Below are 24,098 nucleotides of genomic sequence, written 5' to 3'. Positions count from 1 at the left end.
CCGGACGACGGGCACCCCGAAGGCGCGCCATGAGCCAGGAGTCATGAACCCGGAGTCACGGAACCGGAGTTACGAAACCGGAGCCACGAGCCCGGAGCCACGGAACCGGAGCCGCGAAACCGGCCCGCGTCCGGCTTGTCCAGAGCCGGGCGCGGGCCGTCGGTCCCCACCCGGTGCCGATGCCCTCAGCGCCGGGTGGAGTACTCACGTGCGGTGCGGTCAGACCGCGACCGCCTCCGCCATCTCCTCCTCGGCCTCCACCGGGCTCTCCACCGCCCGGCGCCCGCGCTCCTCGTGGAGCGCGGCGGCCACCAGTGCGGCCCCGCCCAGCAGCAGCCAGACCACCAGGGTCACGACGTGCCCGCCGAGGCCCGCGCCGCCGTCGAAGTACAGGATGCTGCGCGCGCCCTCCAGGAAGCCGGCGCCGGTCCAGAAGCCGTGCAGCGCGCCGAAGAAGCCGTTCTGCAGCTCGGGCCGGAAGATGCCGCCGGAGCTGGTGAAGTTCAGCATCACGAACAGCACCATCAGGGCCAGGGTCGTCCACTTCTTCAGGAAGCTGTGCAGGCCGATGCCGATCAGGACGATGCCCGCCGAGTAGAGCCAGCCGAGCGCCCACACCGCGGCCAGGTCGTGGTCGACCACATGGAAGACCGGTCCGGCGGTGACGATCCCGATCACGCTCACCACCAGCGACACCGCCACGCCGACCAGCGCCCGGATCCGCATGCTCAGCCCGGCGCCGGCCGCGCCGATCACGGCGACGCTGGCGTAGGAGCCGATGCTCAGCGCGACCAGCAGGAAGAACAGGCCCTGGCCGGTCGGGTCGCCCTCGGCCGGGGTGGTGAGGTCGGTGACGTGCAGCGGCACGCCCTGCCGGTCGGTGACGTTGCTGAACACCGCCGTGGCGGCCACCGCCGAGGTGTCCGAGTTCCCCTTGGCGACGAGCAGTTCGGGGCTCCTGGCGTCCGGGAGGAAGGCCCCCACCAGGTCGCGGTCGCGCAGCTGCTGCTCGGCGGTCACCCGGTCGGGCAGGGTGCGGACGTCGACCGCCGCCCCGGCCTTGGTCTGGATCGCCTGTGCCAGGCCCTGCGCCTGCGGGGTGGTGCCGACCACGGCGACCTTCAGGTGGTGCGGCTCGGGCTGGTGGAAGGCGCCCTGGTAGGCGAGCGCCATGCCGAGGCACATCAGCAGCGGGGTGATCAGGTGGACGGCGAGGTGCTTGAGCGAGTGCCCCAGGGCGGGCGCTGCGGCGGGGGTCTGGGGTGTGCTCATGGCGTTCGTACCGTCCTCCGGTGGCGTCGAGTGGAGATGAGTGGCAAATGCAACCGTCAAGGGTGTCGCATGCACCCACACCAGGTGGTAAATGCAACCATCTATGGATGTAGCTTACAACTATCTGACGCCGATCGAAAGCCGCCCGCCCCAGCGGGGCCACGGCCGAACGCTCAGGACAGCTCGAACACGCCGTACGAGAAGCCGTCCGCCCGCAGCTCCCCGTCCGCCACCCGCACGCCCCGCACCTCCAGCGGGCACACCCCGCCGTGCTCCAGCCGCACCACCCCCGGCTCCCGGCGCGGGTTCACCGCCACCAGGTACCGTCCGGCCCGGGTGTACACCAGCGGGTACCCGGCGTGCCGGACCTCCACCCCGCCGGAGGCGCCCAGCCCCGGATGCGCCCGGCGCAGCGCGATCAGCCGCCGGACGGTGTGCAGCAGCGAGGTCGGATCGACCCGCTGCGACAGCACGTCCGGGCGCCCCGGGTCCGGGTCGACGGGCAGGTAGAGGCGCTCGGGCGGCGCGCTGGAGAAGCCCGCCGCCGGCCCGGGCTCCCACTGCATCGGGGTCCGCGAGCCGGCCCGGTTGTACCGCGGGCCGAGCACGCTGCCCTCGACGTCGGGCAGTCCGGGCAGGTAGCGCATGCCGATCTCGTCGCCGTAGTAGACGGCCGGCAGGGTGGGCCAGGTGAACAGGAACGCGAAGGCGGCAGCCAGTTGCTCGTCGGTGCGCGGGCCGGTGGCCAGCCGGGAGAAGTCGTGGTTGGCGGTGGGCAGGGCGATGTGGCCGACGCCCTCGGTCGCTTCGGCGGCGGCGCGCCAGGCGTCCAGGAACACCTGCGGGGTGCCTCGCCCCTCGGCCTCGAAGTAGCACGGGCCCTGCTGCCAGAACTCCTCGACCGTGCCGGCGCCGTTGTTCCACAGCGAGCGCAGCGGCAGGCCGCGGTCGGCGCCGCCGAACTGCAGGAAGAAGTCCGCGTGGAAGCCCGCCGCGACGGCGGCCGCCGGATCGCCCCACTCGGCGAACAGCGCGGCCTGCGGGTGGGCGCGGTCCAGCCAGGCCCGCAGCCCGGTCCACAGCTTGGCGGTCTCCACCAGGCCCGGGTCGTCCTTGACCAGCGAGGACGCCATGTCGACCCGGAAGCCGGCCAGGCCGAGGCCGAGCCAGTGCGCCATGACGTCGCGCAGGGCCGCCCGGTTGGCGCGCGGACCCTCGGCGTCCACCGGCTGGCGCCAGGGCTCCACGGAACTGGGGCGCGCGTAGCCGAAGTTGAGCGCGGGCTGGCAGTCGAAGAAGTTCGGCCGGTACCAGCCGGGGCGGCTGCCGGGCGAGGCGACGAAGCCGTCCACCCGCTGGTCGGACCAGATGTACCGGTGGTCGGCCGGGTCCTCGGCGGCGGCCAGGAACCAGGGGTGGCGGTCGGAGGTGTGGCCGGCGACCAGGTCGAGCAGGATCCGGATGCCCTTGCGGCGGGCGGCCTCGACCAGCGCGACCAGGTCCTCGGTGCCGCCGTAGCGCGGGGCCGGGGCGAGGTAGTCGACGACGTCGTAGCCGGCGTCGCGGAACGGGGAGGCGAAGCAGGGGTTGAGCCAGACGGTGTCGACGCCGAGCCAGGCGAGGTGGTCGAGGTGCGCGGCGATGCCGGCGAAGTCGCCGATGCCGTCGCCGTCGGAGTCCGCGAAGCTCTGCGGGTAGATCTGGTACAGGACGGCGTCGGCCAGCCAGTCGGGGCCGGGGCGGGGCGAGGTCATGGGGGTGGGTCCTCCTGCCGGATCCGGGGGCCGGGGCCAGGGCTGGGGCCGAGGCTGGGGCTGGGGCTGGGGAGCACGATTCTCGCCCATCCCCGGCCGTCCCGACAGCCCACCGACCGGCCGTCCCTACTACCCGCCGACGGCCGTCCCGACAGTCCCGACAGTCCGCCGACCGCCGCCCCGGCACCCCGCCACCCGCCGGCCCCTCAGGCCCGGGCCACCGCGCACGCCGCGGTGAACGCCCGGGCCCGCCGGGTGATCTCCGCCCAGTCCCCCGCCGCGACCGCGTCCGGCGGCACCACGTCCGTGCCCGCGCAGACCGCGAGCGCGCCGTGCGCCAGGAAGTCGGCGGCGTTGCCCGCGTTCACCCCGCCGGAGGCCACCAGCGGGACGTCCGGGTACGGGCCGCGCAGGTCCTTGAAGTAGCCGGGGCCGAACGCCCGGGCCGGGAAGATCTTCACGGCGGCGGCCCCGAGGTCCACCGCCCGGGCCACCTCGGTCGGGGTGAGCGCCCCGAGCACCACCGGCACCCCGGCGGCCCGGGCGGCCTGCGCCACCTCGGGCCGGCAGCCGGGGGTGACCAGGAAGGACGCCCCGCTCGCGACCCCGCGCTCGGCCTGCTCGGCGGTCAGCACGGTGCCCACGCCGACCCGCCAGCCCGCGTCCGCGGCACGCCGCAGGTGCGTCGTCACCTCCGGTGTGGTGTAGGTGAATTCGGTCCAGTTGATGCCGCCGTCGGCGAGCGCGGCGCACAGCGCGGCCGCGTCCGGGATCCGGGGCGCGCGGACCACGGCGATCACCGGGTCGTCCCGCAGGTCGGCGAGGGGGTTCACGGAGGGGGGATTCACAGGGATCTGGTTCCTCGGTCGGTGCGGCGCAGGGCGCGCCCGGGCCGGGCGCCCGTGGTGCGGCCCTGCCGGACGACGGCGGTGCCGTTGACGTACACGTGCTGGACGCCCTCGGCGGGCAGCCGGGGGTGCTCGAAGGTGGCGGCGTCCCGGACCTTCTCGGGGTCGAGGAGCACCAGGTCGGCGTGGTGGCCGGGGGCGATCAGGCCGCGCCGGTGCAGCCCGAGCCGGGCGGCGGGCCGGCCGGTCATCCGGGCGATGGCCTCCTCCAGCGTCAGCACGCCCAACTCCCGGCTGTAGTGGCCGAGGTAGCGGGGGAAGGTGCCCCAGGCGCGCGGGTGCGGCCGGGCACCGACCAGCAGCCCGTCGCTGCCGACGGTGTGCGCCGGGTGGCGCATGATCGCCCGGACGTTCTCCTCGTGCCCGACGTGCTGGAGGATCGTGGTGGCCAGTTCGTCGCGGCGCAGCAGGTCGAGGAAGACCTCCGTCCCGCTGCGGCCCTGCTCGGCGGCGAGTTCGGCGACGGTCCGGCCGACCGTCCGTGCCAGCTCGGCCGTCCGGACGCCGGAGATCTGGATCGTCGCCCAGTCGGTGACGACGCCGTGGCAGCCGTCGCTGCCCTTCTCCTCCACCTCGTACCGGATCCGCTCGCGGGCGGCCGGGTCGGCGAGCCGGGTGAGGGTCGCTTCCGGGCCGCCCTCGGTGGCCCAACTGGGCAGCAGGGCGGCCAGGGTGGTGGAGCCGGGCAGGTAGGGGTAGCTGTCCAGGGTGAGGTCGACGCCGTCGGCGAGTGCCTGGTCGACCAGTTCCAGCAGTTCGCCGGCCCGGCCCCGGTTGACGCCGAAGTTCATCGTGGCGTGGGTCAGGTGCAGCGCGCAGCCGGTCCGCCGGGCGATCTCCACCATTTCCGCGTAGCCCTCCAATGCGCCCTCGCCGTACGAGCGTTGGTGCGGGGCGTGGAAGCCGCCGTAGGCCGCGACCACGGTGCACAGCTCGACCAGTTCGGCGGTGTCCGCGTACATCCCGGGGGTGTAGCTGAGGCCGCTGGACATGCCGACCGCGCCGTCCAGCAGGCCCTGCGCCAACTCCTGGCGCATCCGGTCGAGTTCGGCCGGGGTGGGCGGCCGGTTGGCCCAGCCCATGGCGAGCATCCGCAGCGAGCCGTGCGGGACGAGGTAGCAGGCGTTGACGGCGACGCCGGTGCGGTCGATCCGGTCCAGGTAGCCGGCGACGCCGCGCCAGTCCCAGTCGAAGGCCTCCGGATCGCCGTTCCAGCCGGCCAGTTGGCGGCGCAGCGCGGGCAGGGTGGTGTCGTCCACCGGGGCGTAGGACAGGCCGTCCTGGCCGAGGACCTCGCAGGTGACGCCCTGGGTGACCTTGGCCGGGTGCTCGGGTTCGAGCAGCAGGGCGAGGTCGGAGTGGGCGTGCATGTCGATGAAGCCGGGGGCGAGGACCAGCCCGTCGGCGTCCACCACCGTCGGCGCGTCGAGGCCGGGGCCGATCCCGGCGATCAGCCCGTCGGTGATCCGCACGTCCGCCCGGTAGCGGTCCGCGCCGGTGCCGTCGACGACGGTGGCGCCCCGGAAGACGGTGTCGGGCGTTCTGCCGCCCGCCATCAGAAGAACGTCCTGACCAGCCCGGTGACCTTCGGCTCGGCCGCGTCGGCGGAGTCGAGCACCGGGATCGCGGTCCACTTGTCGAAGGCCGTGCACGGGTGGGAGACGCCGAGTCGCAGCACCGCGCCGATCGGGGCGAGGTCGCCCGCGTCGCGCAGGAAGGCGTGCTGGTCGTTGAGTGCGGTGATCCGGGCCGCAGTGCCGGTCAACTCGGCGCCGCCGCGCACGTGTTGCGGCTCGGGCAGGCCCTCGTCGAAGGGCAGGTCGCGCTTGCCGGCGTCCAGCAGGGCCAGTTGCGGCTCGGGCCGGGACACCACCCGGGCCCAGCCGTGCAGCGCGCTGCGGAACGGCGTGGCGCCGGCGCCCCGGACCAGCGGCGAGATGCCCCGGTAGAAGCCGTCGTCGTGGGCGATGTACGCGCCCGAGCGCAGGACCACGAGGGCTTCCGGCAGGCTTGCGAGTTCCTCGACGACCAGGTCGAAGTAGGCGCTGCCGCCGGCCGTCACGATCGGCCGGGCGTCGTCCGGGTAGGCGCGGGCGAGCCGGCCGTGCAGGTCGGCGAGCGCCTTGAGGTAGCCGCGGACGGTGGCCAGCCCGTCGGCGGTGGCGTCGTGGGCGAGCGCGCCCTCGTAGCCGCCGACGCCCGCGAGGCGCAGGGTGGGGGCGCGCAGCACGGCGGCGGCGATCTCGACGGCCGCGTCGACGCCGCGGGCGCCGGTGCGCCCGCCGGGGCCGCCGAGTTCGACCAGGACCTCGACGGGCCGCTGGGCCCCGGCGGCGCGCAGCGCCTCGTCCATCAGCCGGACGCTCTCGGTGGAGTCCACCCAGGAGACGAAGGCGAACGCCGGGTCGGCGGCCAGTTCGGCGGCGAGCCAGGCCAGTCCGGCCGGGTCGAGCAGGGTGTTGGCGAGCAGGATCCGCTCGACTCCGAAGGCCCGGGCGACACGCACCTGCGGCAGGTTGGCGAGGGTGATGCCGTGGCTGCCGGCGGCGAGCTGCGCCTGCCAGAGGGCGGGCGCCATGGTGGTCTTGCCGTGCGGCACGAGCGCGACCCCGGCCTTGGCGCACCAGTCGGCCATGGTGCGCAGGTTGTGGTCGAGCGCGGCGCCGTCCAGGGTGAGCAGCGGGGTGCCGAGCCCGGTGAGGGTGGGTCCGGTGGCCAGCCAGTCGCGGACGGAGTGCCCCCAGGCCTCCGGCGGGGCGGCCTTGAACCGCCAGTCGAGCGTCTCGTCGGCGAGGGCCGCCACCGCGCCGTCGTCGATGCCCGGCCCGGTGCCGATGCTTGCGAAGGTCTGCTCCACCGTCTTCCTCCATCTGCCGTGTTGCAACATGTGCAATGAGGGTTGCACATGTTGGCATGACGGTTCTAGCATCGGCGCCGGATCACGGTCAACGGAACGGCCGCCGCAGACGGAGGAGCCCAGCAGATGCCGCGACAGGACACCCCGGGCCCGGCCCGCCCCGGTCCTTCCCCGACGGCCGTGTGCGTGGGCGAGTCCATGGCGGTGCTGCTGCCGGACCGGCCGGGCCCGCTGGAGGCCGTGGAGAACTTCCGGCTGTCGGTCGGCGGCGCGGAGTCCAACGTGGCCGGCGCACTGGCCGCGCTCGGCGTGCCGACCGCCTGGATCAGCCGGGTCGGCGACGACGGCTTCGGCCGCCGGCTGCTCGCCGAGGTCGCCGCCCGCGGCGTGGACGTCTCGGCGGTCGCCGTCGACCCGCACCGCCCCACCGGCCTGTACCTCAAGGAGGTCGGCGGCGCCACCGGCCACCACCACGACCTCGGCCCCGGCCGCAGCCGGCTGCACTACCACCGGCGCGGCTCCGCGGCCGCCGCGCTCTCCCCCGCCCTGCTGGCCGACCCGGCGGCCGTCCGGCTGCTGTCCGGCGCCCGCCTGCTGCACCTGTCCGGCATCACCGCCGCGCTCTCCGACGACTGCCTGGCGCTGCTGCGCGCCCTGCTCGCCGACCGCCGCCCGGAGCGGACCGTCAGCTTCGACCTCAACTGGCGCCCCGCACTCTGGCACGACCGCGACCCGGCCGTCCTGCCGCCGCTGCTGGACGCCGCCGACCTGCTGCTGATCGGCGCCGACGAGGCCGAGGCCGCGTTCGGCACCGGGGAGCCGGTCGCGCTGCGCCGCCGCTTCGCCTCCCCGGCCACCGTGGTGGTCAAGGACGCCGCCCGGCTGGTCACCGCCCTGGAGCGGGACGGCACGTCGGTGAGCGAACCGGCCCTGGCCGTCGAGGTGGTCGAGGCCACCGGCGCGGGCGACGCCTTCGCCGCCGGCTACCTGGCCGGCACCGTCCGCGGTTTGGACCAGCGCCGCCGGCTGCGGCTCGGCCACCTGAGCGCCGCCTGCGCGCTGACCGCCCACGGCGACCAGGCCGAACTGCCGCCCGCCGCCGTGGTGGCCGCGCTGCTCGACGCCTCGCCCGCCGACTGGGCCGCCACCCGGGTCTCGGTGGAGGGCATCACCGGCCCGGCCGTCCCCGCGGACCGGTCCCGCGACACCCGGCGGGCCCGGGCACAATGAGCACCAACCCGAGCCCGAACGACCCCGGCGGAGCACGATGAGCCAGACCGTCACCCGCGCCCTGCGCCTGCTCGCCGAACTCGGCGAGGGCGAGCGCTCCCTCGACCAGCTGGCCGAGGTGCTCGGCGTCCACAAGACGACCGTGCTCCGACTGCTCCAGAGCCTGGAGGAGGAACGGTTCGTCTACCGTGACGCCGCCTACCGCTACCACCTGGGCGCCGGCCTGTTCGCCCTCTCCGGCCTCGCCCTGGAACAGCGCGGCGTCCGCCGGATCGCCGCCCCGCACCTGGCCGAGCTGAACGCCACCACCGGCCAGACCGTGCACCTGGCCGCGTACGAGGGCGGCGAGGTCGTCTACATCGACAAGTTCGACTCCCGGCACCCGGTCAGGATGTACTCCCGGATCGGCCTGCGCGCCGCCCTGCACAGCGCCGCCGTCTCCAAGGTGCTGCTCGCCGACCTGCCGCTGCCCGAACGCCGCCGGGTGGCCGCCGGGATCGACTTCACCCCGCACACCCCGCGCACCCTCAGCACGCCCGAGGCGCTGCTCGCCGAGCTGGAGAAGGTCGCCGTCCAGGGCTGGGCGCAGGACCACGCCGAGCACGAGGCGTTCATCAACTGCGTGGCCGCCCCGATCCGGGACGCCAGCGGCCGGGTCGTCGCCGCCGCGTCCATCTCCGTCCCGGACGTCGTCCTCCCCTACGAGCAGGTGCTGGACCTCCTCCCGCAGCTGCTCGCCACCACCCGCGCCATCTCGGCCGACTGCGGTCGCCCGGACCACAACTGATCAACCGTCAGACCGTAAGGAACCTCATGAACGAGCAGCACCCGACCAACGGCAAGACCGAGATCCGCACCGACGGCGCCCCCGCCCCCGCCTGGATGTTCTCCCAGGGCGTCCGCAAGGGCCCGATCCTCCAGGTCTCCGGCCAGGGCCCGCAGGACCCGGCGACCGGCGAGTACCTGTACCACGGCGACGTGAAGGCGCAGACCCGGCGCACGCTGGAGAACGTCAAGGCGATCGTCGAGGCCGGCGGCGCCACCATCGAGGACGTGGTGATGTTCCGGGTCTACCTCACCAAGCGGGCGGACTTCCCGCTGATGAACGAGGTGTACGCCGAGTTCATCGACGAGAACATCAAGCCCGGCGGCGTGAAGCCCTGCCGCACCACGATCTTCGTCGAGCTGCCGCAGGAGCCGATGCTGGTCGAGATCGACGCCCAGGCCGTCGTCGCCTGAAACACCGTCGAGCAGCCCGACCACCGCAAGGGCCCGGACGCACGCCAGGCGTCCGGGCCCTGTGCCGTCCCCTCGTTCACCTCCCCGCGGGCACGCCCTGCTCGGCCGGAGCTCACCGCCCCACGGGCACACCCTGCTCGGCCGGGGCACCCGAGCGCGCCACGACCCGCCCCTCGCCCGCCGCGCCGCGCCGGTCCAGCGCCGCCGCGAACACCGTCACCCCGAGGGCGACCGCGGTGAGCAGCCCGCCCACCCAGTTCGGCGCGTCGTAGCCGAGGCCGCCGGAGATGACCAGTCCGCCGAGCCAGGCGGCCAGCGCGTTGCCCAGGTTGAACGCGGCGATGTTGGCGGCCGAGGCCAGCGTCGGCGCGCCCGCCGCCTGGTCCATGACCCGTTTCTGCAGCGGCGCGACGGTCGCGAAGCCGAACAGCCCGATCAGCGGGATGAGGACGATCGCGGCCGGCTTGCTGTGCGCGGCGAAGGTGAAGGCGAACAGCAGCACCGCGAGCACCGCGAGGATCACGGTGAGGCTGCGCATCAGCGCGCGGTCGGCGAACCAGCCGCCCAGCAGGTTGCCGACGAACAGGCCGACGCCGAACAGGAAGAGCAGCCAGGTGACGCTGCTCGGGGCGAAGCCCGCCAGTTCGGTCATCATCGGCGTGATGTAGGTGAACATCGCGAAGATGCCGCCCCAGCCGAGCACGGTCATGGCGAGCGCGAGCCAGAGCCGCAGGGTCCGGAAGACGGCCAGTTCGGGGCCGAGACGGGCGGCGCCGGTCCGCGGCTGGACGGGCACCAGCGCCGCGATTCCGGCGAGGCCGAGCAGGCCGAGCCCGGCGACGACGTAGAACGTGGAGCGCCAGCCGAAGTGCTGGCCGAGCAGGGTGCCCATCGGGACGCCCAGCACGTTGGCGGCGGTGAGGCCGGTGAACATCAGGGCGATGGCGCCGGCCCGCTTGTGCGGGGCGACCAGGTCGGCGGCGACGACCGAGCCGATGCCGAAGAACGCGCCGTGCGCGAAGGCGCTGACGATCCGCCCGACCATCAGCAGCCCGAAGGCGGGGGCGACGGCCGCGATCAGGTTGCCCACCACGAACAGGCCCATCAGCGTCAGCAGCATGCCCTTGCGGGGGGCGCGGGTGCCGAGGATGGTGAGCAGCGGGCCGCCGACCACGACGCCGAGCGCGTAGCCGGAGATCAGCAGACCGGCGGTGGGGATGGCGACCGAGAAGTCGCCGGCGACCTCGGGCAGCAGGCCCATGATCACGAACTCGGTGGTGCCGATACCGAAGGCGCTGATCGCCAGCGCCAGGAGCGCGAGGGGCATGAGGGACCGCTTTCCAGAGAGAACCGTTGCGCATGCAACTACCAGCGTCGACAATACGAGACATTCGCAGGTACTTGCAAGCGCTTTCTATCCCCGACGGCAGCGACCCCGACCACGCCACTTGCCACACCCCCGAGCGGAGATTAGGTTAGGCTCACCTAACTAACTGGAGGTCCGTCATGAGCCTGCCCGCCGGCGACGCCGAGGTGCCCGAACCCACCACCGCCGAGCGGGTCCAGAGCCTGCTCAGCGCGACCTCCTCGCTCACCGTCCGCGCCTGCGGCGAGCACCACGACCTCGACACCCCGGTCTCCGTCCACGGCTCCCGGCTGCGCCTGCGCGCCCCGCTGGGCGACCCGCTCGCCACCGCCGCCGCCCGCGCCACCGACGGACTCGCCGTCGTCCTGGACGTCACCGACATCTCCCCCGTCGCCGTCCGCGACCGGATCCGCGCCCGCCTCACCCTGGCCGGCCGACTGCACCTGGCCCACCTCGCCGACGACGGCCTCAGCGTCCACCTGCGCGTGGACGTCGCCCACGCCGTCCTCTCCACCCCGTACGGCACCGGCGCACTCACCGCCGGCGACCTCGCCCACGCCGCACCCGACCCGCTGGCCCGCTACGAGGCCGCCATGCTCACCCACCTCGCCGACGACCACGCCGACGCCCTCGCCGTCCTCACCCGGCTGCTCGACCCGGACCTGCTCGCCCAGCACCCGGAGGTCCGCCCGCTCGCCCTGGACCGCCACGGCCTGGTCCTGCGCCTGGACCACCCGCACGGCCACCGCGACGTCCGCCTGGTCTTCCCCGAACCGGCCGCCGACACCGAGGACTTCGGGCAGCGGATGCACGAGCTGCTGACCGCCGCCCAGCACGGGCTGCCCGCCCACCGGATCTGAACCGGCCCACCAACGCGCCTGACGTATCGTCAACTTGCCCCGAGGGCACCCGAAAAGGTCCGGAAACGACAGCGGCCGGCCCGGCTCGTGAGAGAAGTCTCGCGAGCCGGGCCGGCCTGGGCGTGTCCCGCGCCCATGTCCACTGCTGCGGCGATCACCCGGTCGAGCGGTCACCCGACATGACCATCCCGGGTGGTCGATTCGCCCCGTAGCAGCGGTGGTTCCTCACCCGACGCATCCGACACATCCGGTGCATCCGGTGCATCCGGTGCATCCGGCACGGGTCAGAGCGCGACGCCGTGGGCCCGCAGGTAGGCGACCGGGTTGATGTCCGAGCCGTACTCCGAGCCGTTGCGGATCTCGAAGTGCAGGTGCGGGCCGGTCACGTTGCCGGTCGCGCCGGAGAGGCCGATCTGCTGTCCGGCCTTGACGGCCTGACCGATCTTCACACCGATCGAGGAGAGGTGCGCGTACTCGGCGAAGTGGCCGTCGGCGAGCTTGATCTCGACCTCGTTGCCGTAGGCGCCGCCGTTGCCGGCCTTCACCACGACGCCGTTGCCGACGGCGCGCAGCGGGGTGCCGGTGGAGGCGACGAAGTCCTGGCCGGTGTGGTGGCCGGAGGCCCACATCGAGCCGGCCACGCCGTAGGCGGTGCCCAGCTTCGGGCTGGCCAGCGGGGCGACGAAGGCCGAGGCGGCGGCGACCGGCACGGCGGTGACCGCGGTGGTCGGCGCGGCGGTCTGCAGCTGGGTCTGGAGCTGGGCGGACGGCTTGGCCGCCTCGGTCCGGACCTCCAGCTGGGCCTGCGGCTTGGCGGCGGTGGTGGCCGGCGCGGCGTCCTGGGCGGACGGCTGGGCGGGCTTCGCCGGGGCGGCGGGCTTGGCCGGGGCGGCCGGGCCGGCGATCACGAGCTGCTGACCGGGGAAGATCAGGTCCGGGTTGCCGCCGACGACCTCGCGGTTGTGGTCGTACAGCGCCTGCCAGCCGCCCTCGACGTGCTGGGCGTCGGCGATCCGGGACAGGGTGTCGCCGCTGACGACGCGGTAGCTCTCCTGCGACGGGGCCTGGGCCTGGTCGGCGGGAGCGGCGGCCGGGGCGGCGGTGACGGCGGCGGCCGGCGCGGGGTAGGCCTGGGCGCTCATCGCGGTGACGAGCGGCAGGGCGAAGGAGACACCGGTGACGGCGGTGGCGATCCCGATGCGGGCGGCGCGGGGCAGGGCGATACGACGAGCCTGTGCAGGCATGGAATTTTCCTCTCCGACGCCTGCGAGGTGAGCTGTCGGGTTCGGGCTGGAGTTGCCCGGCCGCACATGCGGCTTCACCCCTAGCCGGCCCTGGATCCGGGTACGCGAAAGCGTGCCGTTTCCGGTCCGGCGACTTACCTGTGGGTCCCCCGCTCCTGCCGTACAGAGTTCGGTGCGAGCCACCGGGCAGCGGCAGGATTCGGCGTTCCACCCGGTGGATCCGTCCGGACTGGCCGGGCGGTCGCTGAACTAAAACCCATCCGTTCGGGTGAAGCAATGTCGATCACTTGAACCGGCAACAACCCCCCGAGCTGCGGTGACCCTCCGAATGATCGGCTGCACCGTACGTGCACAATCCATTCACCCGGCGCCACTGATCCACGACGCTGCGCCGATTCCGCCACCGCTGCGCACCCACCCGCTCACGCACCGCGCACCCACCGACACACCCCCCGGTGACCCTTGTCACGTACGCCCCACGGGCGCAGGATCGGCCCGTGGCCACCTCCGAAGCAGGAACACTGCGCCTGGGCACCTCGCGGGGACGCTGGGTCCTCCTCGCGACGGTGCTCGGCTCCAGCATGGCGATGCTCGACGGCACCGTGGTGAACGTCGCGCTGCCCCGCATCGGCACCGATCTCGGCGCCTCCCTCGCGTCCCTGCAGTGGACGCTCAACGCCTATCTGCTCACCCTGGCCGGACTGATCCTGCTCGGCGGCGCGCTCGGCGACCGGTACGGCCGGCGCCGGGTCTTCCTGATCGGCGTGCTCTGGTTCGCCGCCGCCTCCGCGGCCTGCGCCGCCGCCCCCACCATCCACGTGCTGATCGCCGCCCGCGCCGTCCAGGGCATCGGCGGGGCGCTGCTCACCCCCGGCTCGCTCGCCATGCTGCAAGCCGTCTTCCACCCGGACGACCGCTCGGCGGCGGTCGGCCTGTGGTCGGGCCTCGGCGGGGTGTCGGCCGCGGTCGGCCCCTTCCTCGGCGGCTGGCTGGTGGACGGCCCCGGCTGGCGGTGGATCTTCCTGCTGAACCTGCCGCTCGCGGCCGCCGTGGTCGCGGTCACCTCCCGGTTCGTCCCCGAGAGCCGGAACGAGAGCGCCGTCGGCCGCTTCGACGTGCTCGGCGCGCTGCTCGCCGCGCTCGCCCTCGGCGCGATCACCTACGCGCTGACCGCCGCCGGAGAGGGCCTGTCCCCCGCGGTCTGGCTCACCGGCGCGATCGGCCTGCTGCTCGGCGCGGCCTTCATCGCGGTCGAGCGCCGCGCCGCCGAGCCGATGCTGCCGCTCGGCCTCTTCTCCTCCCGGCTGTTCACCGCCGTCAACCTGGTCACCCTCTGCGTCTACGCGGCGTTCAGCGGGGTGTTCTTCCTGCTGGTGGTGCAGTTGCAGATCGTCTCCGGCTTCTCCCCGCTGGTCTCCGGCCTCGCCCTGGTCCCGATCACCGTGCTGATGCTGACCCTGTCGGCGCGCGCCGGGCGGCTGGGCAAGCGGATCGGCCCCCGGATCCCGCTCACCGTCGGTCCGCTGCTGTGCGCCGCCGGGGTGCTGCTGATGCTGCGCACCGGCCCCGGCTCCTCCTACTGGGCGGACGTGCTGCCCGCCGTCACGGTGCTGGGCTGCGGGATGACCCTGCTGGTCGCGCCGCTGACGGCGACGGTGCTGGCCGCCGTCGAGGTCCGGCACGCGGGCATCGCCAGCGGCGTCAACAACGCCGCCGCCCGCGCGGCCGGGCTGCTCGCGGTCGCCGCGCTGCCCTCGCTCGCCGGGCTGAGCGGCGACGCCTACCGGGTGCCGTCCGCGGTGGACTCCGCCTTCCGCACCGCGATGCTGATCTGCGCCGGGCTGCTGGTCACCGGCGGGCTGACGGCCTTCGCCACCGTCCGCGGCAACGTGCTCGCGCCGGTGGACCGCCCGGTGGCCGAGCCGGACTGCGAGTGGGCCTGCGGCACCACCCCACCACTCGACCCGGGCCACGTCCACACGGACGAGGGCCCCGCCACCGGATCGGCGGCAGGGCCCTCAGCCGGCTGACGAATCGTCAGGAAGTACTGCCCGTCAGAGAATGTCGGCCGGCGCGTACTTGGCGGCCTCCGGGTAGGCGGCGGCGACGGCCTCCACCTGGCGGACCACCTCGGCGACCTGGGCGCCGGCCGCACCGGTGAAGGAGAGCCGGTCGGCCAGCAGCGCGTCCAGCCCGGCCCGGTCCAGCGGGATCCGCTCGTCGGCGGCCAACCGGTCCAGCAGCTCGTTCTCGCGGGCGCCCGCACGCATCGCCAGCGCGGAGGCGACGGCGTGCTCCTTGATGACCTCGTGCCCGGTCTCCCGGCCGACGCCCGCGCGCACCGCGCCCATCAGCACCTTGGTGGTGGCGAGGAACGGCAGGTAGCGGTCCAGCTCGGCCTCGATCACGGCGGGGAAGGCGCCGAACTCGTCGAGGACGGTCAGGAAGGTCTCCAGCAGGCCGTCGAAGGCGAAGAAGGCGTCCGGCAGCGCGACCCGGCGCACCACCGAGCAGGAGACGTCACCCTCGTTCCACTGGTCGCCGGCCAGCTCGCCGGTCATCGAGGCGTAGCCGCGCAGGATGACGGCCAGGCCGTTGACGCGCTCGCAGGAGCGGGTGTTCATCTTGTGCGGCATCGCCGAGGAGCCGACCTGGCCCTCCTTGAAGCCCTCCGTCACCAGCTCGTGGCCGGCCATCAGACGGATGGTCTTGGCCAGGCTGGACGGCGCGGCGGCCAGCTGGACGAGGGCGGTGAGCACCTCGAAGTCCAGCGAGCGCGGGTAGACCTGGCCGACGCTGATGAACACGTTGTCGAAGCCGAGGTGCCCGGCGACCCGGCGCTCCAGCTCGGCGAGCTTGTCGGTGTCGCCACCGAGCAGGTCCAGCATGTCCTGGGCGGTACCGACCGGGCCCTTGATCCCGCGCAGCGGGTAGCGGGCGATCAGCTCCTCCAGGCGGCGGAAGGCGACCAGCAGCTCGTCGGTGATCGACGCGAAGCGCTTGCCCAGGGTGGTGGCCTGCGCGGCCACGTTGTGCGAGCGGCCGGCCATGACCAGCTCGGAGTGCTGGGCGGCCAGGCGGGCCAGCCGGACCAGCACGGCCACCGTACGGTCGCGCACGTGCTCCAGCGACTGGCGGATCTGCAGCTGCTCGACGTTCTCGGTCAGATCCCGGGAGGTCATGCCCTTGTGGATCTGCTCGTGGCCGGCGAGTTCGCTGAACTCCTCGATGCGGGCCTTCACGTCGTGGCGGGTGACCCGCTCACGGGCGGCGATCGAGCCGAGGTCGACCTGGTCGATCACCCGCTCGTAGTCGGCGACGGCGTTCGCCGGTACCTCGACACCGAGGTCCTGCTGGGCCTTCAGGACGGCGAGCCACAGGTGGCGCTCAAGGACCACCTTGTGCTCGGGGGACCACAGCTGGGCCAGGGTCGCCGAGGCGTACCGGGAGGCCAGGACATTGGGGATCTGGGGCTTCGCGCTCACGCTTCGCAAGCCTAACAGCCGAGGTCAGCCGGAACGTCGGCGCATCGGGCGGCTACGGCCCGGGCCGGAGCGGACGGCTCCGGCCGGGCCCGCCCGACGGCTCCCGCCGGGCGCGGCGCGGTCCGTTACCGGGCGGCTCACTGCGCGGCTTACTGCGCGGCGCCGGCCCGGCCGGCCAGCACCGGCAGGACCTGCCCGCAGATAGAGTGCAGCGCGATCCGCTGCTCGTCGGTCATCGCCTCGAACGCCTGGTGGGTGCGGGCCATCTCGCCGCGGATGCGGTTCAGGATCTCCCGGCCCTCGTCCGTGATCACGACGATCTTCACCCGGCGGTCGCCGGCGGCGGCCTCCCGGTGGGCCAGGCGCAGCGTCTCCAGCCGGTCCACGATCCCGGTGACGTTGGAGGCGTCACAGCCCAGCCGTCCGGCCAGCGCCCGCATCGGCACCGGCTCCTGTACCGCGCCGAGCGCCTTGGCCTGCGAGGAGGAGAGCCCGTGCCGGGCCGCGGCCGCCGCGAAGTCCTGGAAATACGCGGCGCCGACGGCGGCCAACGCCTCCATCAACTCGGCGTTGGTCGGTACGGTCGTCGTCGCTGTCGAACCCATGGGGTCAGCGTACGGCCGAGTGCTTCAGCAACTCAAGCTTTGACCACGGCAACCGTCGACGGCTTGACCAGAACTGCAGCACCGGCCGGTCGACAGAGCTTCCGGCCGGTCGACAGAGCTTAGAGCACCAGCTGATCGAACAGGTGCCGCAGCTCCGGCTCCGGGTCCGCGGTCAGCCCGGTGTGCACCGGCCCCGGCTGGACGATCGCGCTGCGAGGAGCGGTCAGCCAGCGGAACCGCTGCCCCGGGCTGTCCCCCGCCGCCGGACCGGCCTGCGGGCCCCCGGCGCACACCGCCTCGATCCCGTGCAGCGCCCGCCGCACCCCGTTCACGTCCGCCACCGGGTCGAGCGCCAGCAGCCGGGCCTGGTCCAGGTGCGTGCGCGCGGCCAGGTACCCGTTCTGCCGGCAGTACAGCAGCACCCCGACGTTGACGCACTCGCCGCGTTCCACCCGCGGCACCGCGCGGATCACGGCGTACTCGTAGTCGTGCAGTTCGACGGCGGCCGGCAGCGCGGGCGTCCTCGGCTCGGTCATGCGGGCACCTCCGGCAGCCAGTCGCGCGGACCGGCCAGTCGGCCGGTCAGCTGGGCGCGGTACGCGGCGCGCACCGCCTCGGGCGAGTCGAAGCCTGGCTCGTCCAGCAGCCAGACCTCCGGGATCCTCGCCACCGCGCCCTCGATCGCGGCCTCCGCGAGCGGCGCGAGCGCCTTGTCCGCGGCCGTCAGGTCCGGCCGGGCCCGCAGCAGCGCGTGGTCCGAGGCGTCGTACGGGCGGCGCACCCAGGCGGCGGCGCCCGCCCAGTGATGGTGGAAGATCAGGCTCGCGCCGTGGTCGATCAGCCGCAGCCCGCCGGTCGCCACCAGCAGGTTGGGGTTGCGCCAGGAGCGGTCGACGTTGCCGATCAGCGCGTCGAACCAGAGCACCTGGCCGGCCAGCTCCGGATCCACCTCGAAGCAGAGCGGGTCGAAGTTGAGCGCGCCGCTGACGAAGGCCATCCCGAGGTTGGTCCCGCCACTGGCCCGCATCTGGTCCTGGACCTGCTGGTCCGGCTCGCTGCGGGCCAGCACCGGATCCAGGTCGACCGTCACCAGCTCCGGCACCGGTAGCCCGAGCCGCCGGCCCAACTCCCCGGCCAGCACCTCCGCCACCAACGCCTTCCGGCCCTGCGCCGCACCGACCCATTTCAGCGCGTACAGCCGCCGGTCGTCGGCCTCGACCAGGCCCGGCATCGAGCCGCCTTCTCGCAGTGGCGTCACATAACGGACCGCCGTCACCTCGGGGAGCACGCCCCACAGCCTATCGGTGCCGACCCGTCACCTCTTCCCCTCCGTACGCCCCCCCGTCCCACCCCTCCACCATCCGCCCCACCCCGGTGGCAGCCCCCGCTGCTCCGTGCGAGTGTGGCGGACAGCAATGGGGACCTTCGCGGTTACGACCTGCACGGCAAAGGGATGAGCGATGGAACGACCTCGGATCCTGATCGTGGGCGGTGGCTTCGCCGGCCTGGAGTGCGCCCGCCGACTCGAACGCAAGCTCGCGCCGTCGGAGGCCGAGATCTCGCTGGTCACACCGTTCAGCTACCAGCTCTACCTGCCCCTGCTGCCGCACGTCGCGGCCGGCGTGCTGACCCCGCAGTCGGTCGCGGTCTCCCTGCGCCGCACGCTGCGCCGCACCCACATCGTTCCGGGCGGCGCGATCGGCGTGGACCCGGCCTCCAAGGTGTGCGTGGTCCGCAAGATCACCGACGAGGTGGTGGCGCAGAAGTACGACTACCTGGTCCTCGCCCCCGGCAGCGTCACCCGCACCTTCGACATCCCCGGCCTGACCGACTACGCCCGCGGCATGAAGACGCTCGCCGAGGCGGCCTACGTCCGCGACCACGTGATCGCCCAACTCGACCTCGCCTCGGCCACCTTGGACCAGCGGGAGCGCGAGTCCCGGCTCCAGTTCGTGGTCGTCGGCGGCGGCTACGCGGGCACCGAGACGGCCGCCTGCCTGCAGCGTCTGACCACCGCCGCGTCCCACCGCTATCCGCGCCTGGACACCCGGCAGATCAAGTGGCACCTGATCGACATCGCCCCGAAGCTGATGCCGGAGCTGGGCGACGCGCTGGGCCTGGCCGCTCTGGAGGTGCTGCGCGGCCGCGGCATCGAGGTGTCGCTGGGCGTCTCGGTGGCCGAAGTCGGCGCCGAGTCGGTCAAGTTCACCGACGGCAGGGTGCTGCCCTGCCGCACGCTGATCTGGACCGCCGGGGTGGCCGCGAGCCCGCTGATCGGCACGCTGGACGCGGAGACGGTCCGCGGCCGGCTCGCGGTGACGGCGGAGATGCGGGTGCCGCAGTTCGAGAGCGTGTTCGCGCTGGGCGACGCGGCCGCCGTGCCGGACCTCGCCAAGGGCGACGGCGCGGTCTGCCCGCCGACCGCCCAGCACTCCGCCCGGCAGGGCCGCGTGGTGGCCGACAACGTGATCGCCGCGCTCCGCGACGAGCCTCTGGAGCCCTACTACCACAAGGACTTGGGCCTGGTGGTCGACCTGGGCGGCAAGGACGCGGTGTCCAAGCCGCTCGGCGTGGAGCTGCACGGGGTGCCGGCCCAGCTGGTGGCCCGCGGCTACCACCTGATGGCGATGCGCACCAACGCGGCCAAGTTCCGGGTGGGCGCCAACTGGCTGCTCAACGCGACCGCCGGGGACGACTTCGTCCGGACCGGCTTCCTCGCCCGGCAGCCCGCCCGGATGCGCGATTTCGAGTACACCGACGCCTACTTGACGAAGGATCAGGTTCGGGCGCACGCCCAGGCCCTGCTCGCCAAGGGCTGAGCCACCCGGCGCCCGCCTCCGGAACCGATCCGGAGAACGGGCGCCGAGCGCCACAACGTCACGGCGTCACCGCGCCGCCAGGTACATCCCGCCCGCGTCCTGCCCCGCCGTGTTGCGGCACGCGTAGTCGCCGCTGCTCTGCCCCCACAGCAGGGTCAGGCAGCGCCCGAGCGCCTGCTGCCCGTAGTAGTTGGGGTGCATCGACTCCTGCAGCACGCCCTGCGTGGAGTTGAGGCCGCCGTCCAGGAAGCGTGCCCATTCGCTGGTGGTCGCGGACGGTCCGGCGGTGGCGGTCGGCTGCCGGGTGGCCGTCGAGCAGACCTCACGGCCCTGGAGCATGTCGGAGAGGTCGAGGAACTGGGCACCCTTGGACGCCGCGACCCCGGCCAGCGACTTGGAGATCTGCGGCACCATCGAGTCGCGCGCCCAGTCGGCGTCACCGTCCCAGAACGGGCAGCCACCGGTGTTCGAGCGGGTCCAGCCGCTCTCCGGGTAGCGCATCTCGGCGCTGCGCGGGATCGGCGAGGGGTAGGACTGCAGGACGAGGCGGTAGTCCCCCTGCGCGTAGCCGGCGCCGGCCATCACCGCGCGGATCTCGTCGATCGCCTTGCCGACCCCGGCCATCGCCGTGGGCATCTTCGAGTCGATCGAGGACTGCGCGGAGTCGTGGCAGTAGGAGTACCAGATGAGGTAGTCCTGGACGCAGTTGGAGATGATGCCGCCGAAGCCGAGGTCGTTGCCGCCGATCGACAGCGTGATCAGCTTGACGTTGTTCTGCCGTGCCACGGTGGCGAGTTGGTCGGCCTGCGGGGCCTCGCCCTTGAGCGTCTGGCCGCCGTTGGCGGCGCGGAAGATGTTCGCGGTGACGGCGCCGGAGCAGGCCAGGTTGATCTCGTTCTGCGCGCCGGTGGAGGCGCTGAGCACCTCGGCGACGTCGGAGCGGTCGCAGCCGCTCGCGGCCGTGGGGCCGTAGATCCGGGAGGCGTCGGCGGAACTGCCGTTCCAGGCGCGGTCGGTACCGGCCCGGCTGCCGCTGGTGCCGGCGGCGTTGCCCATCCAGCGGCCGGCCTCGCCGGAGATGTAGCTGTCGCCGAGCGTGACGCTGGCGGTGGGGCCGCCCGGTGCGGCGAGGGGTACGGAGGGGGCCGCGGCGGCCGGCGCGGCGGCGGCGAGGCCGCCGGCCATCAGACCGCCGGCGGCCAGCGGGAGGGCGAGGGCCGCGGTGAGCAGCCGTCGGCGGAGTCGAGGGGCGCTGCGGGTGATGCTCGAACTGTTTTCGGGCACGGCGGAACTCCTGCGGCTCGGTCTTCCCGTGCGGTGGAGACGGGAAGACGCCTAGGTGAGGGTGGGCCGCCGGCCGGTGGCGCGATGAACATGACATGCCCGCACTGGTTACCGCTAGGTATCTGCACCAGGTTTCCCGCTTTGTTACCGCCGGGTTCAGACCAGCGGAGCACCGGGTTCAGACCGGCGGAGCGCACGGGTCGAACCGGACCGGCGGAGCCCGGTTCACACCAGCCGCGAGCCGGCCCCGCCCGCCCCCAGCACGGCCGCCAGGTCCTCGGCCAGCCGCTGCGCGTCCGCCGGTTCCAGCTGGGCCACGGTGAGCCGCAGCCCGGGCGGGGACTGGATGCGGTAGCGCGCGCCGGGCGCCGCGACCCAGCCGCGCTGCACCAGCGCCACCAGCACGGAGGTCTCGTCCGGCACCGGCACCCAGACGTTCAGTCCGCTCTCGCCGTGCGCCTCGATGCCGCGCGCGGCGAGTTCGCCGAGCAGCGCGTCCCGGCGGGCCCGGTAGACGCCGGCCACCCGGGCGACCGGCACCGCGTCGGTGCGCCACAGCTCGGCGACGGCCCGCTGGAGCAGGTGGCTGACCCAGCCTGCGCCGAGGCGCAGCCGCCCGGTCACCCGCCCGATGGTGTCCTCGTCGCCGACGGCCACCGAGAGCCGCAGGTCCGGGCCGTACGCCTTGGCCGCCGAGCGCACCACGGCCCAGTGCCGCGCACCGGCACCCACCAGCGAGTGGTACGGCTGGTCGACCATGCCGTGCCCGTGGTCGTCCTCGATCAGCAGCACGCCGGGGTGCTCGGCCAGGACGGCCCGCAGCTCCTCGGCCCGGCGGGCGGTGACCGCGGCGCCGGTCGGGTTCTGCGCCCGGCTGGTGACCACCACCGCGCGGGCGCCCTCGGCCAGCGCGACGGCGAGCGAGTCGGGCAGCGGACCCTCGTCGTCCAGCCGGACGGGCGCGGGCCGCAGGCCGAGCGCGGGCAGCAGGTCGAGCAGGCTGCCCCAGCCCGGGTCCTCGACGGCGACGGCGTCGCCGGGGCGCAGCCGGATGGCGAGGATGCGCTCGATGGTGTCGAGCGAGCCGGAGGCGACGGCGATCGGGCCGCCGGGCAGGCCGTCGGCCTCGAAGGAGGCGCGGGCGAGCGCGAGCAGCCCGGGGTCGATGGCCGGGTGCCCGTACAGGACGGGCTCGGCGTGGGCGGCCTCGGCGGCGGCCGCGAGGACCGGGGCGAGGTCGGGCAGCAGCGCCGGGTCGGGGTTGCCGGCGGACAGGTCGCGGGCGTGCGGGGGGACGGGGACGCGGATCTGGTCGCGCGGGGTGAGCGCGGGCCTGGGGAGGATCCGGCTGCCCTTGCGGCCGGCGGTCTCGATCACCCCGCGGTCGCGGAGCAGCCGGTAGGCGGCGGCGACGGTGTTGGGGTTGACGCCGAGTTCGGCGGCGAGGTCGCGCAGCGGGGGCAGCGCGGTTCCGGGGGCGAGGCGTCCGGTGCTCACGCCCTGTTCGATGTGGGACGCGATTTCGCTGGCGCGTCGCCCTTTCAGCGGATAGTCTCCTAGCACAAAGCAAATTATGCACTAGTACATAGAGGTTGTCATGTCGGCCCCTTCAGAAGGCTCCGCCAGCTACTCCCGCACCCCCCGCACCACCCCCACGCGCTACAAGGACCGCGCCACCTGGGAGCAGGAGGCGATCCACGACATCCTCGACCACGCGTACATCTGCCACCTCGGCTTCGTCGCCGACGGCGCCCCCGTCGTCCTGCCGACCATCTACGCCCGCGTCGGCGGCCGACTGTACGTCCACGGCTCCACCGGCAGCCGTCCGCTGCGCAACGCCTCCGCCGACCAGGGCCTGCCGGTCTGCCTCACCGTCACCCTGGTCGACGCGCTCGTGCTGACCAAGTCCGCGTTCAACCACTCGGTCAACTTCCGCTCGGTCATCGCGCACGGCACCGCCCACCAGGTCACCGACCCCGAGGAACTGGACGTCGCGCTGGCCGCGCTGGTCGACCATGCGATCCCCGGCCGCTCCGCCGACGTCCGCCCGGCCAACGCCAAGGAACTCGCCGCCACCGCCGTCCTGCGGCTCGACCTGGACGAGGTCTCGGCCAAGACCCGCGCGGACGGCGCCGACGACGACCCGGAGGACCTCGACCTGCCCCACTGGTCCGGCCTGATCCCGGTCACCACCGTGCACGGCACCCCCGAGCCCGCCGACTCCACCACCGTCCCGCTGCCCGCGCACCTGCGCGGCTACCCCCGCTGACGGAGGGCCCGCCGATGCTGATCAGATCCTGGGACCGCGGCGACGAACAGGAATGGCGCGCCTGGCTGGCCGAGGGCCGCGACTTCGGCCTGCTCGCCGCCAACGGCGGACCGGGCGAGGGCCCGGTGCTCGTCCCGACGCACTTCCTGCTGGACGCCGAGCGCGGCGAGATCCTGCTCCACCTCGCCACGCCCAACCCGCTGCTGGCCGCCGTCCGGACCGACCCGCAGGTCACCCTCGCGGTCACCGACGGCTACGCCTTCGCGCCCGGCCACTGGCGCGGCGAGCCGGGCACGCCCACCAGCTACTACGCCTCCGTCCACTTCCACTGCACCGCCGAGCTCGTCGAGTCCGCGGCGGGCAAGGCGGAGATCCTCAACCGCCAGCTGGCGCACTTCCAGCCGGAGACGCCGGACACCCGGGTGGTGCCCGGTGAGGGCGAGTTCTCCCGGCTGCTCCCCGGCCTGCGCGGGCTCCGCCTGACGGTCCGCGAGGTGCGGGCCAAGTTCAAGTACGACGACAAGAAGCCGGCCGACGCCCAGCACGCGATCGCCGACCGGCTGGCCGAGCGCGCGGCCGACCGAGCGAACGCCCCGCACCCCCGGCGCGACCAGGACGCCGCTGCCCGCACCCAACTGCTGCGCCGGCACCGGCGGCGCGTCAGCTGACCGGGGCGCACCGGGCGACCAGGGGGCGCGTCAACTGCCCCGGCAGGCGCACCGGCTGGCCCGGGGGCGCGTCCGCCCGTTCACGCTCCCGGCGCGAACGGCCCATCGCGCCCCTGATGACTGCCCCTGACTGACCCCGAATCACCCGATCGGCCCCCAATTCGAGCAGGGCGGCCCCGCCGCTGCTCGAATGTGAGACGAGTCCTGCCCACTCGGCCGTCAGAGCGGGCCCGTCCAC

General features: G+C 73.9%; 21 protein-coding genes and 1 riboswitch. Of the genes, 8 read left to right on the top strand and 13 right to left on the bottom strand.

All coding sequences use genetic code 11. The features are described 5' to 3' along the window. Positions 1 to 219: 219 nt before the first annotated feature. The 5 genes from ACFWPI_RS16280 to ACFWPI_RS16260 form a co-directional block, all read right to left on the bottom strand. Positions 220 to 1,272, bottom strand: coding sequence for a hypothetical protein (locus tag ACFWPI_RS16280; RefSeq protein ID WP_380370391.1), 1,053 nt, complete (start codon positions 1,270 to 1,272; stop codon positions 220 to 222). A gap of 173 nt (positions 1,273 to 1,445) precedes the next feature. Beyond that, on the bottom strand, positions 1,446 to 3,026 hold the full coding sequence (locus ACFWPI_RS16275; RefSeq protein ID WP_380370393.1) for an alpha-amylase family glycosyl hydrolase: 1,581 nt from the start codon (positions 3,024 to 3,026) through the stop codon (positions 1,446 to 1,448). Positions 3,027 to 3,232: 206 nt separating this feature from the next. Next, positions 3,233 to 3,874 carry a bifunctional 4-hydroxy-2-oxoglutarate aldolase/2-dehydro-3-deoxy-phosphogluconate aldolase gene (locus ACFWPI_RS16270; RefSeq protein WP_208869124.1) on the bottom strand — a complete coding sequence of 214 codons (642 nt, stop codon included), beginning with the start codon at positions 3,872 to 3,874 and terminating at the stop codon, positions 3,233 to 3,235. Further along, a complete protein-coding gene (locus tag ACFWPI_RS16265; RefSeq protein ID WP_380370396.1) occupies positions 3,871 to 5,490 on the bottom strand; it encodes an amidohydrolase family protein in 1,620 nt (539 codons plus the stop codon). Before ACFWPI_RS16265 ends, ACFWPI_RS16270 begins: the two co-directional genes overlap by 4 nt. After that, positions 5,490 to 6,791 carry an amino acid deaminase gene (locus ACFWPI_RS16260; protein WP_380370398.1) on the bottom strand — a complete coding sequence of 434 codons (1,302 nt, stop codon included), beginning with the start codon at positions 6,789 to 6,791 and terminating at the stop codon, positions 5,490 to 5,492. The genes ACFWPI_RS16265 and ACFWPI_RS16260 overlap by 1 nt, the downstream gene beginning before the upstream one ends. A 126-nt stretch (positions 6,792 to 6,917) precedes the next feature. Between ACFWPI_RS16260 and ACFWPI_RS16255 the strand changes: the two genes are divergently transcribed. Genes ACFWPI_RS16255 through ACFWPI_RS16245 form a run of 3 tightly spaced genes read left to right on the top strand, consistent with a single transcriptional unit; the run spans position 6,918 to position 9,260 of the window. Further along, the gene (locus ACFWPI_RS16255; RefSeq protein WP_380370401.1) at positions 6,918 to 8,021 is read left to right on the top strand and encodes a sugar kinase; all 1,104 of its coding nucleotides are present in this window, start codon (positions 6,918 to 6,920) and stop codon (positions 8,019 to 8,021) included. A 37-nt stretch (positions 8,022 to 8,058) separates the two neighbouring features. Next, the gene (locus ACFWPI_RS16250; RefSeq protein WP_063350228.1) at positions 8,059 to 8,808 is read left to right on the top strand and encodes an IclR family transcriptional regulator; all 750 of its coding nucleotides are present in this window, start codon (positions 8,059 to 8,061) and stop codon (positions 8,806 to 8,808) included. A 26-nt stretch (positions 8,809 to 8,834) separates the two neighbouring features. Continuing rightward, on the top strand, positions 8,835 to 9,260 hold the full coding sequence (locus tag ACFWPI_RS16245; protein ID WP_063350227.1) for a RidA family protein: 426 nt from the start codon (positions 8,835 to 8,837) through the stop codon (positions 9,258 to 9,260). Positions 9,261 to 9,372: 112 nt separating this feature from the next. On the opposite strand, the gene ACFWPI_RS16240 is transcribed toward ACFWPI_RS16245, so the two are convergent. Next, complete coding sequence (locus ACFWPI_RS16240; RefSeq protein ID WP_380370403.1) at positions 9,373 to 10,587, bottom strand: MFS transporter; 1,215 nt, start codon at positions 10,585 to 10,587, stop codon at positions 9,373 to 9,375. 179 nt (positions 10,588 to 10,766) lie between these two features. Here ACFWPI_RS16240 and ACFWPI_RS16235 point away from each other — a divergent pair, with 179 nt between their 5' ends. Then, complete coding sequence (locus ACFWPI_RS16235; protein ID WP_380370405.1) at positions 10,767 to 11,486, top strand: DUF2470 domain-containing protein; 720 nt, start codon at positions 10,767 to 10,769, stop codon at positions 11,484 to 11,486. Positions 11,487 to 11,770: 284 nt separating this feature from the next. Here ACFWPI_RS16235 and ACFWPI_RS16230 read toward each other — a convergent pair whose 3' ends face one another. Further along, positions 11,771 to 12,730, bottom strand: a complete 960-nt coding sequence (locus tag ACFWPI_RS16230; RefSeq protein WP_380370407.1) for a peptidoglycan DD-metalloendopeptidase family protein — start codon at positions 12,728 to 12,730, stop codon at positions 11,771 to 11,773. A 2-nt stretch (positions 12,731 to 12,732) separates the two neighbouring features. Then, a riboswitch (cyclic di-AMP (ydaO/yuaA leader) is annotated at positions 12,733 to 12,915 on the bottom strand. Positions 12,916 to 13,227: 312 nt separating this feature from the next. On the opposite strand from ACFWPI_RS16230, the gene ACFWPI_RS16225 reads away from it, so the two are divergent. Further along, complete coding sequence (locus tag ACFWPI_RS16225; RefSeq protein ID WP_380370409.1) at positions 13,228 to 14,760, top strand: MFS transporter; 1,533 nt, start codon at positions 13,228 to 13,230, stop codon at positions 14,758 to 14,760. A 24-nt stretch (positions 14,761 to 14,784) separates the two neighbouring features. On the opposite strand, the gene purB is transcribed toward ACFWPI_RS16225, so the two are convergent. The 4 genes from purB to ACFWPI_RS16205 form a co-directional block, all read right to left on the bottom strand. Beyond that, on the bottom strand, positions 14,785 to 16,215 hold the full coding sequence (gene purB / locus ACFWPI_RS16220; protein ID WP_380370413.1) for an adenylosuccinate lyase: 1,431 nt from the start codon (positions 16,213 to 16,215) through the stop codon (positions 14,785 to 14,787). 149 nt (positions 16,216 to 16,364) lie between these two features. Continuing rightward, positions 16,365 to 16,820, bottom strand: coding sequence for a MarR family winged helix-turn-helix transcriptional regulator (locus ACFWPI_RS16215; protein WP_063350221.1), 456 nt, complete (start codon positions 16,818 to 16,820; stop codon positions 16,365 to 16,367). A gap of 119 nt (positions 16,821 to 16,939) precedes the next feature. Continuing rightward, on the bottom strand, positions 16,940 to 17,356 hold the full coding sequence (locus tag ACFWPI_RS16210; RefSeq protein ID WP_363377905.1) for a DUF3037 domain-containing protein: 417 nt from the start codon (positions 17,354 to 17,356) through the stop codon (positions 16,940 to 16,942). Next, positions 17,353 to 18,108, bottom strand: a complete 756-nt coding sequence (locus tag ACFWPI_RS16205) for a HipA family kinase (RefSeq protein WP_079136059.1) — start codon at positions 18,106 to 18,108, stop codon at positions 17,353 to 17,355. Before ACFWPI_RS16205 ends, ACFWPI_RS16210 begins: the two co-directional genes overlap by 4 nt. A gap of 172 nt (positions 18,109 to 18,280) precedes the next feature. Between ACFWPI_RS16205 and ACFWPI_RS16200 the strand changes: the two genes are divergently transcribed. Further along, the gene (locus ACFWPI_RS16200) at positions 18,281 to 19,639 is read left to right on the top strand and encodes an NAD(P)/FAD-dependent oxidoreductase (protein WP_380370417.1); all 1,359 of its coding nucleotides are present in this window, start codon (positions 18,281 to 18,283) and stop codon (positions 19,637 to 19,639) included. Between the two features lie 66 nt (positions 19,640 to 19,705). On the opposite strand, the gene ACFWPI_RS16195 is transcribed toward ACFWPI_RS16200, so the two are convergent. Both ACFWPI_RS16195 and ACFWPI_RS16190 read right to left on the bottom strand, forming a co-directional pair. Continuing rightward, positions 19,706 to 20,923: a GDSL-type esterase/lipase family protein gene (locus ACFWPI_RS16195; RefSeq protein WP_380370420.1), complete on the bottom strand. Its 1,218-nt coding sequence runs from the start codon at positions 20,921 to 20,923 to the stop codon at positions 19,706 to 19,708. Between the two features lie 225 nt (positions 20,924 to 21,148). Continuing rightward, positions 21,149 to 22,486 carry an aminotransferase class I/II-fold pyridoxal phosphate-dependent enzyme gene (locus ACFWPI_RS16190; RefSeq protein WP_380370422.1) on the bottom strand — a complete coding sequence of 446 codons (1,338 nt, stop codon included), beginning with the start codon at positions 22,484 to 22,486 and terminating at the stop codon, positions 21,149 to 21,151. A gap of 34 nt (positions 22,487 to 22,520) precedes the next feature. Between ACFWPI_RS16190 and ACFWPI_RS16185 the strand changes: the two genes are divergently transcribed. Together ACFWPI_RS16185 and ACFWPI_RS16180 are read left to right on the top strand one after the other, a co-directional pair. Beyond that, positions 22,521 to 23,192, top strand: a complete 672-nt coding sequence (locus tag ACFWPI_RS16185) for a pyridoxamine 5'-phosphate oxidase family protein (protein ID WP_380370425.1) — start codon at positions 22,521 to 22,523, stop codon at positions 23,190 to 23,192. A gap of 14 nt (positions 23,193 to 23,206) precedes the next feature. Next, positions 23,207 to 23,860 carry an FMN-binding negative transcriptional regulator gene (locus ACFWPI_RS16180; protein ID WP_380370427.1) on the top strand — a complete coding sequence of 218 codons (654 nt, stop codon included), beginning with the start codon at positions 23,207 to 23,209 and terminating at the stop codon, positions 23,858 to 23,860. The last annotated feature ends 238 nt before the right edge of the window (positions 23,861 to 24,098 follow it).

The sequence above is a fragment of the Kitasatospora sp. NPDC058492 genome (genome assembly GCF_042720685.1).
Lineage (GTDB): Bacteria > Actinomycetota > Actinomycetes > Streptomycetales > Streptomycetaceae > Kitasatospora.
This window is presented reverse-complemented; position numbering and strand designations above follow the sequence as displayed.

Coding starts and splice junctions, on each gene's coding strand:
- ACFWPI_RS16280 (WP_380370391.1), bottom strand. CDS start 1,272: ATGAGCACACCCCAGACCCCCGCCGCAGCGCCCGCCCTGGGGCACTCG.
- ACFWPI_RS16275 (WP_380370393.1), bottom strand. CDS start 3,026: ATGACCTCGCCCCGCCCCGGCCCCGACTGGCTGGCCGACGCCGTCCTG.
- ACFWPI_RS16265 (WP_380370396.1), bottom strand. CDS start 5,490: ATGGCGGGCGGCAGAACGCCCGACACCGTCTTCCGGGGCGCCACCGTC.
- ACFWPI_RS16255 (WP_380370401.1), top strand. CDS start 6,918: ATGCCGCGACAGGACACCCCGGGCCCGGCCCGCCCCGGTCCTTCCCCG.
- ACFWPI_RS16250 (WP_063350228.1), top strand. CDS start 8,059: ATGAGCCAGACCGTCACCCGCGCCCTGCGCCTGCTCGCCGAACTCGGC.
- ACFWPI_RS16245 (WP_063350227.1), top strand. CDS start 8,835: ATGAACGAGCAGCACCCGACCAACGGCAAGACCGAGATCCGCACCGAC.
- ACFWPI_RS16240 (WP_380370403.1), bottom strand. CDS start 10,587: ATGCCCCTCGCGCTCCTGGCGCTGGCGATCAGCGCCTTCGGTATCGGC.
- ACFWPI_RS16235 (WP_380370405.1), top strand. CDS start 10,767: ATGAGCCTGCCCGCCGGCGACGCCGAGGTGCCCGAACCCACCACCGCC.
- ACFWPI_RS16230 (WP_380370407.1), bottom strand. CDS start 12,730: ATGCCTGCACAGGCTCGTCGTATCGCCCTGCCCCGCGCCGCCCGCATC.
- ACFWPI_RS16215 (WP_063350221.1), bottom strand. CDS start 16,820: ATGGGTTCGACAGCGACGACGACCGTACCGACCAACGCCGAGTTGATG.
- ACFWPI_RS16210 (WP_363377905.1), bottom strand. CDS start 17,356: ATGACCGAGCCGAGGACGCCCGCGCTGCCGGCCGCCGTCGAACTGCAC.
- ACFWPI_RS16200 (WP_380370417.1), top strand. CDS start 18,281: ATGGAACGACCTCGGATCCTGATCGTGGGCGGTGGCTTCGCCGGCCTG.
- ACFWPI_RS16185 (WP_380370425.1), top strand. CDS start 22,521: ATGTCGGCCCCTTCAGAAGGCTCCGCCAGCTACTCCCGCACCCCCCGC.
- ACFWPI_RS16180 (WP_380370427.1), top strand. CDS start 23,207: ATGCTGATCAGATCCTGGGACCGCGGCGACGAACAGGAATGGCGCGCC.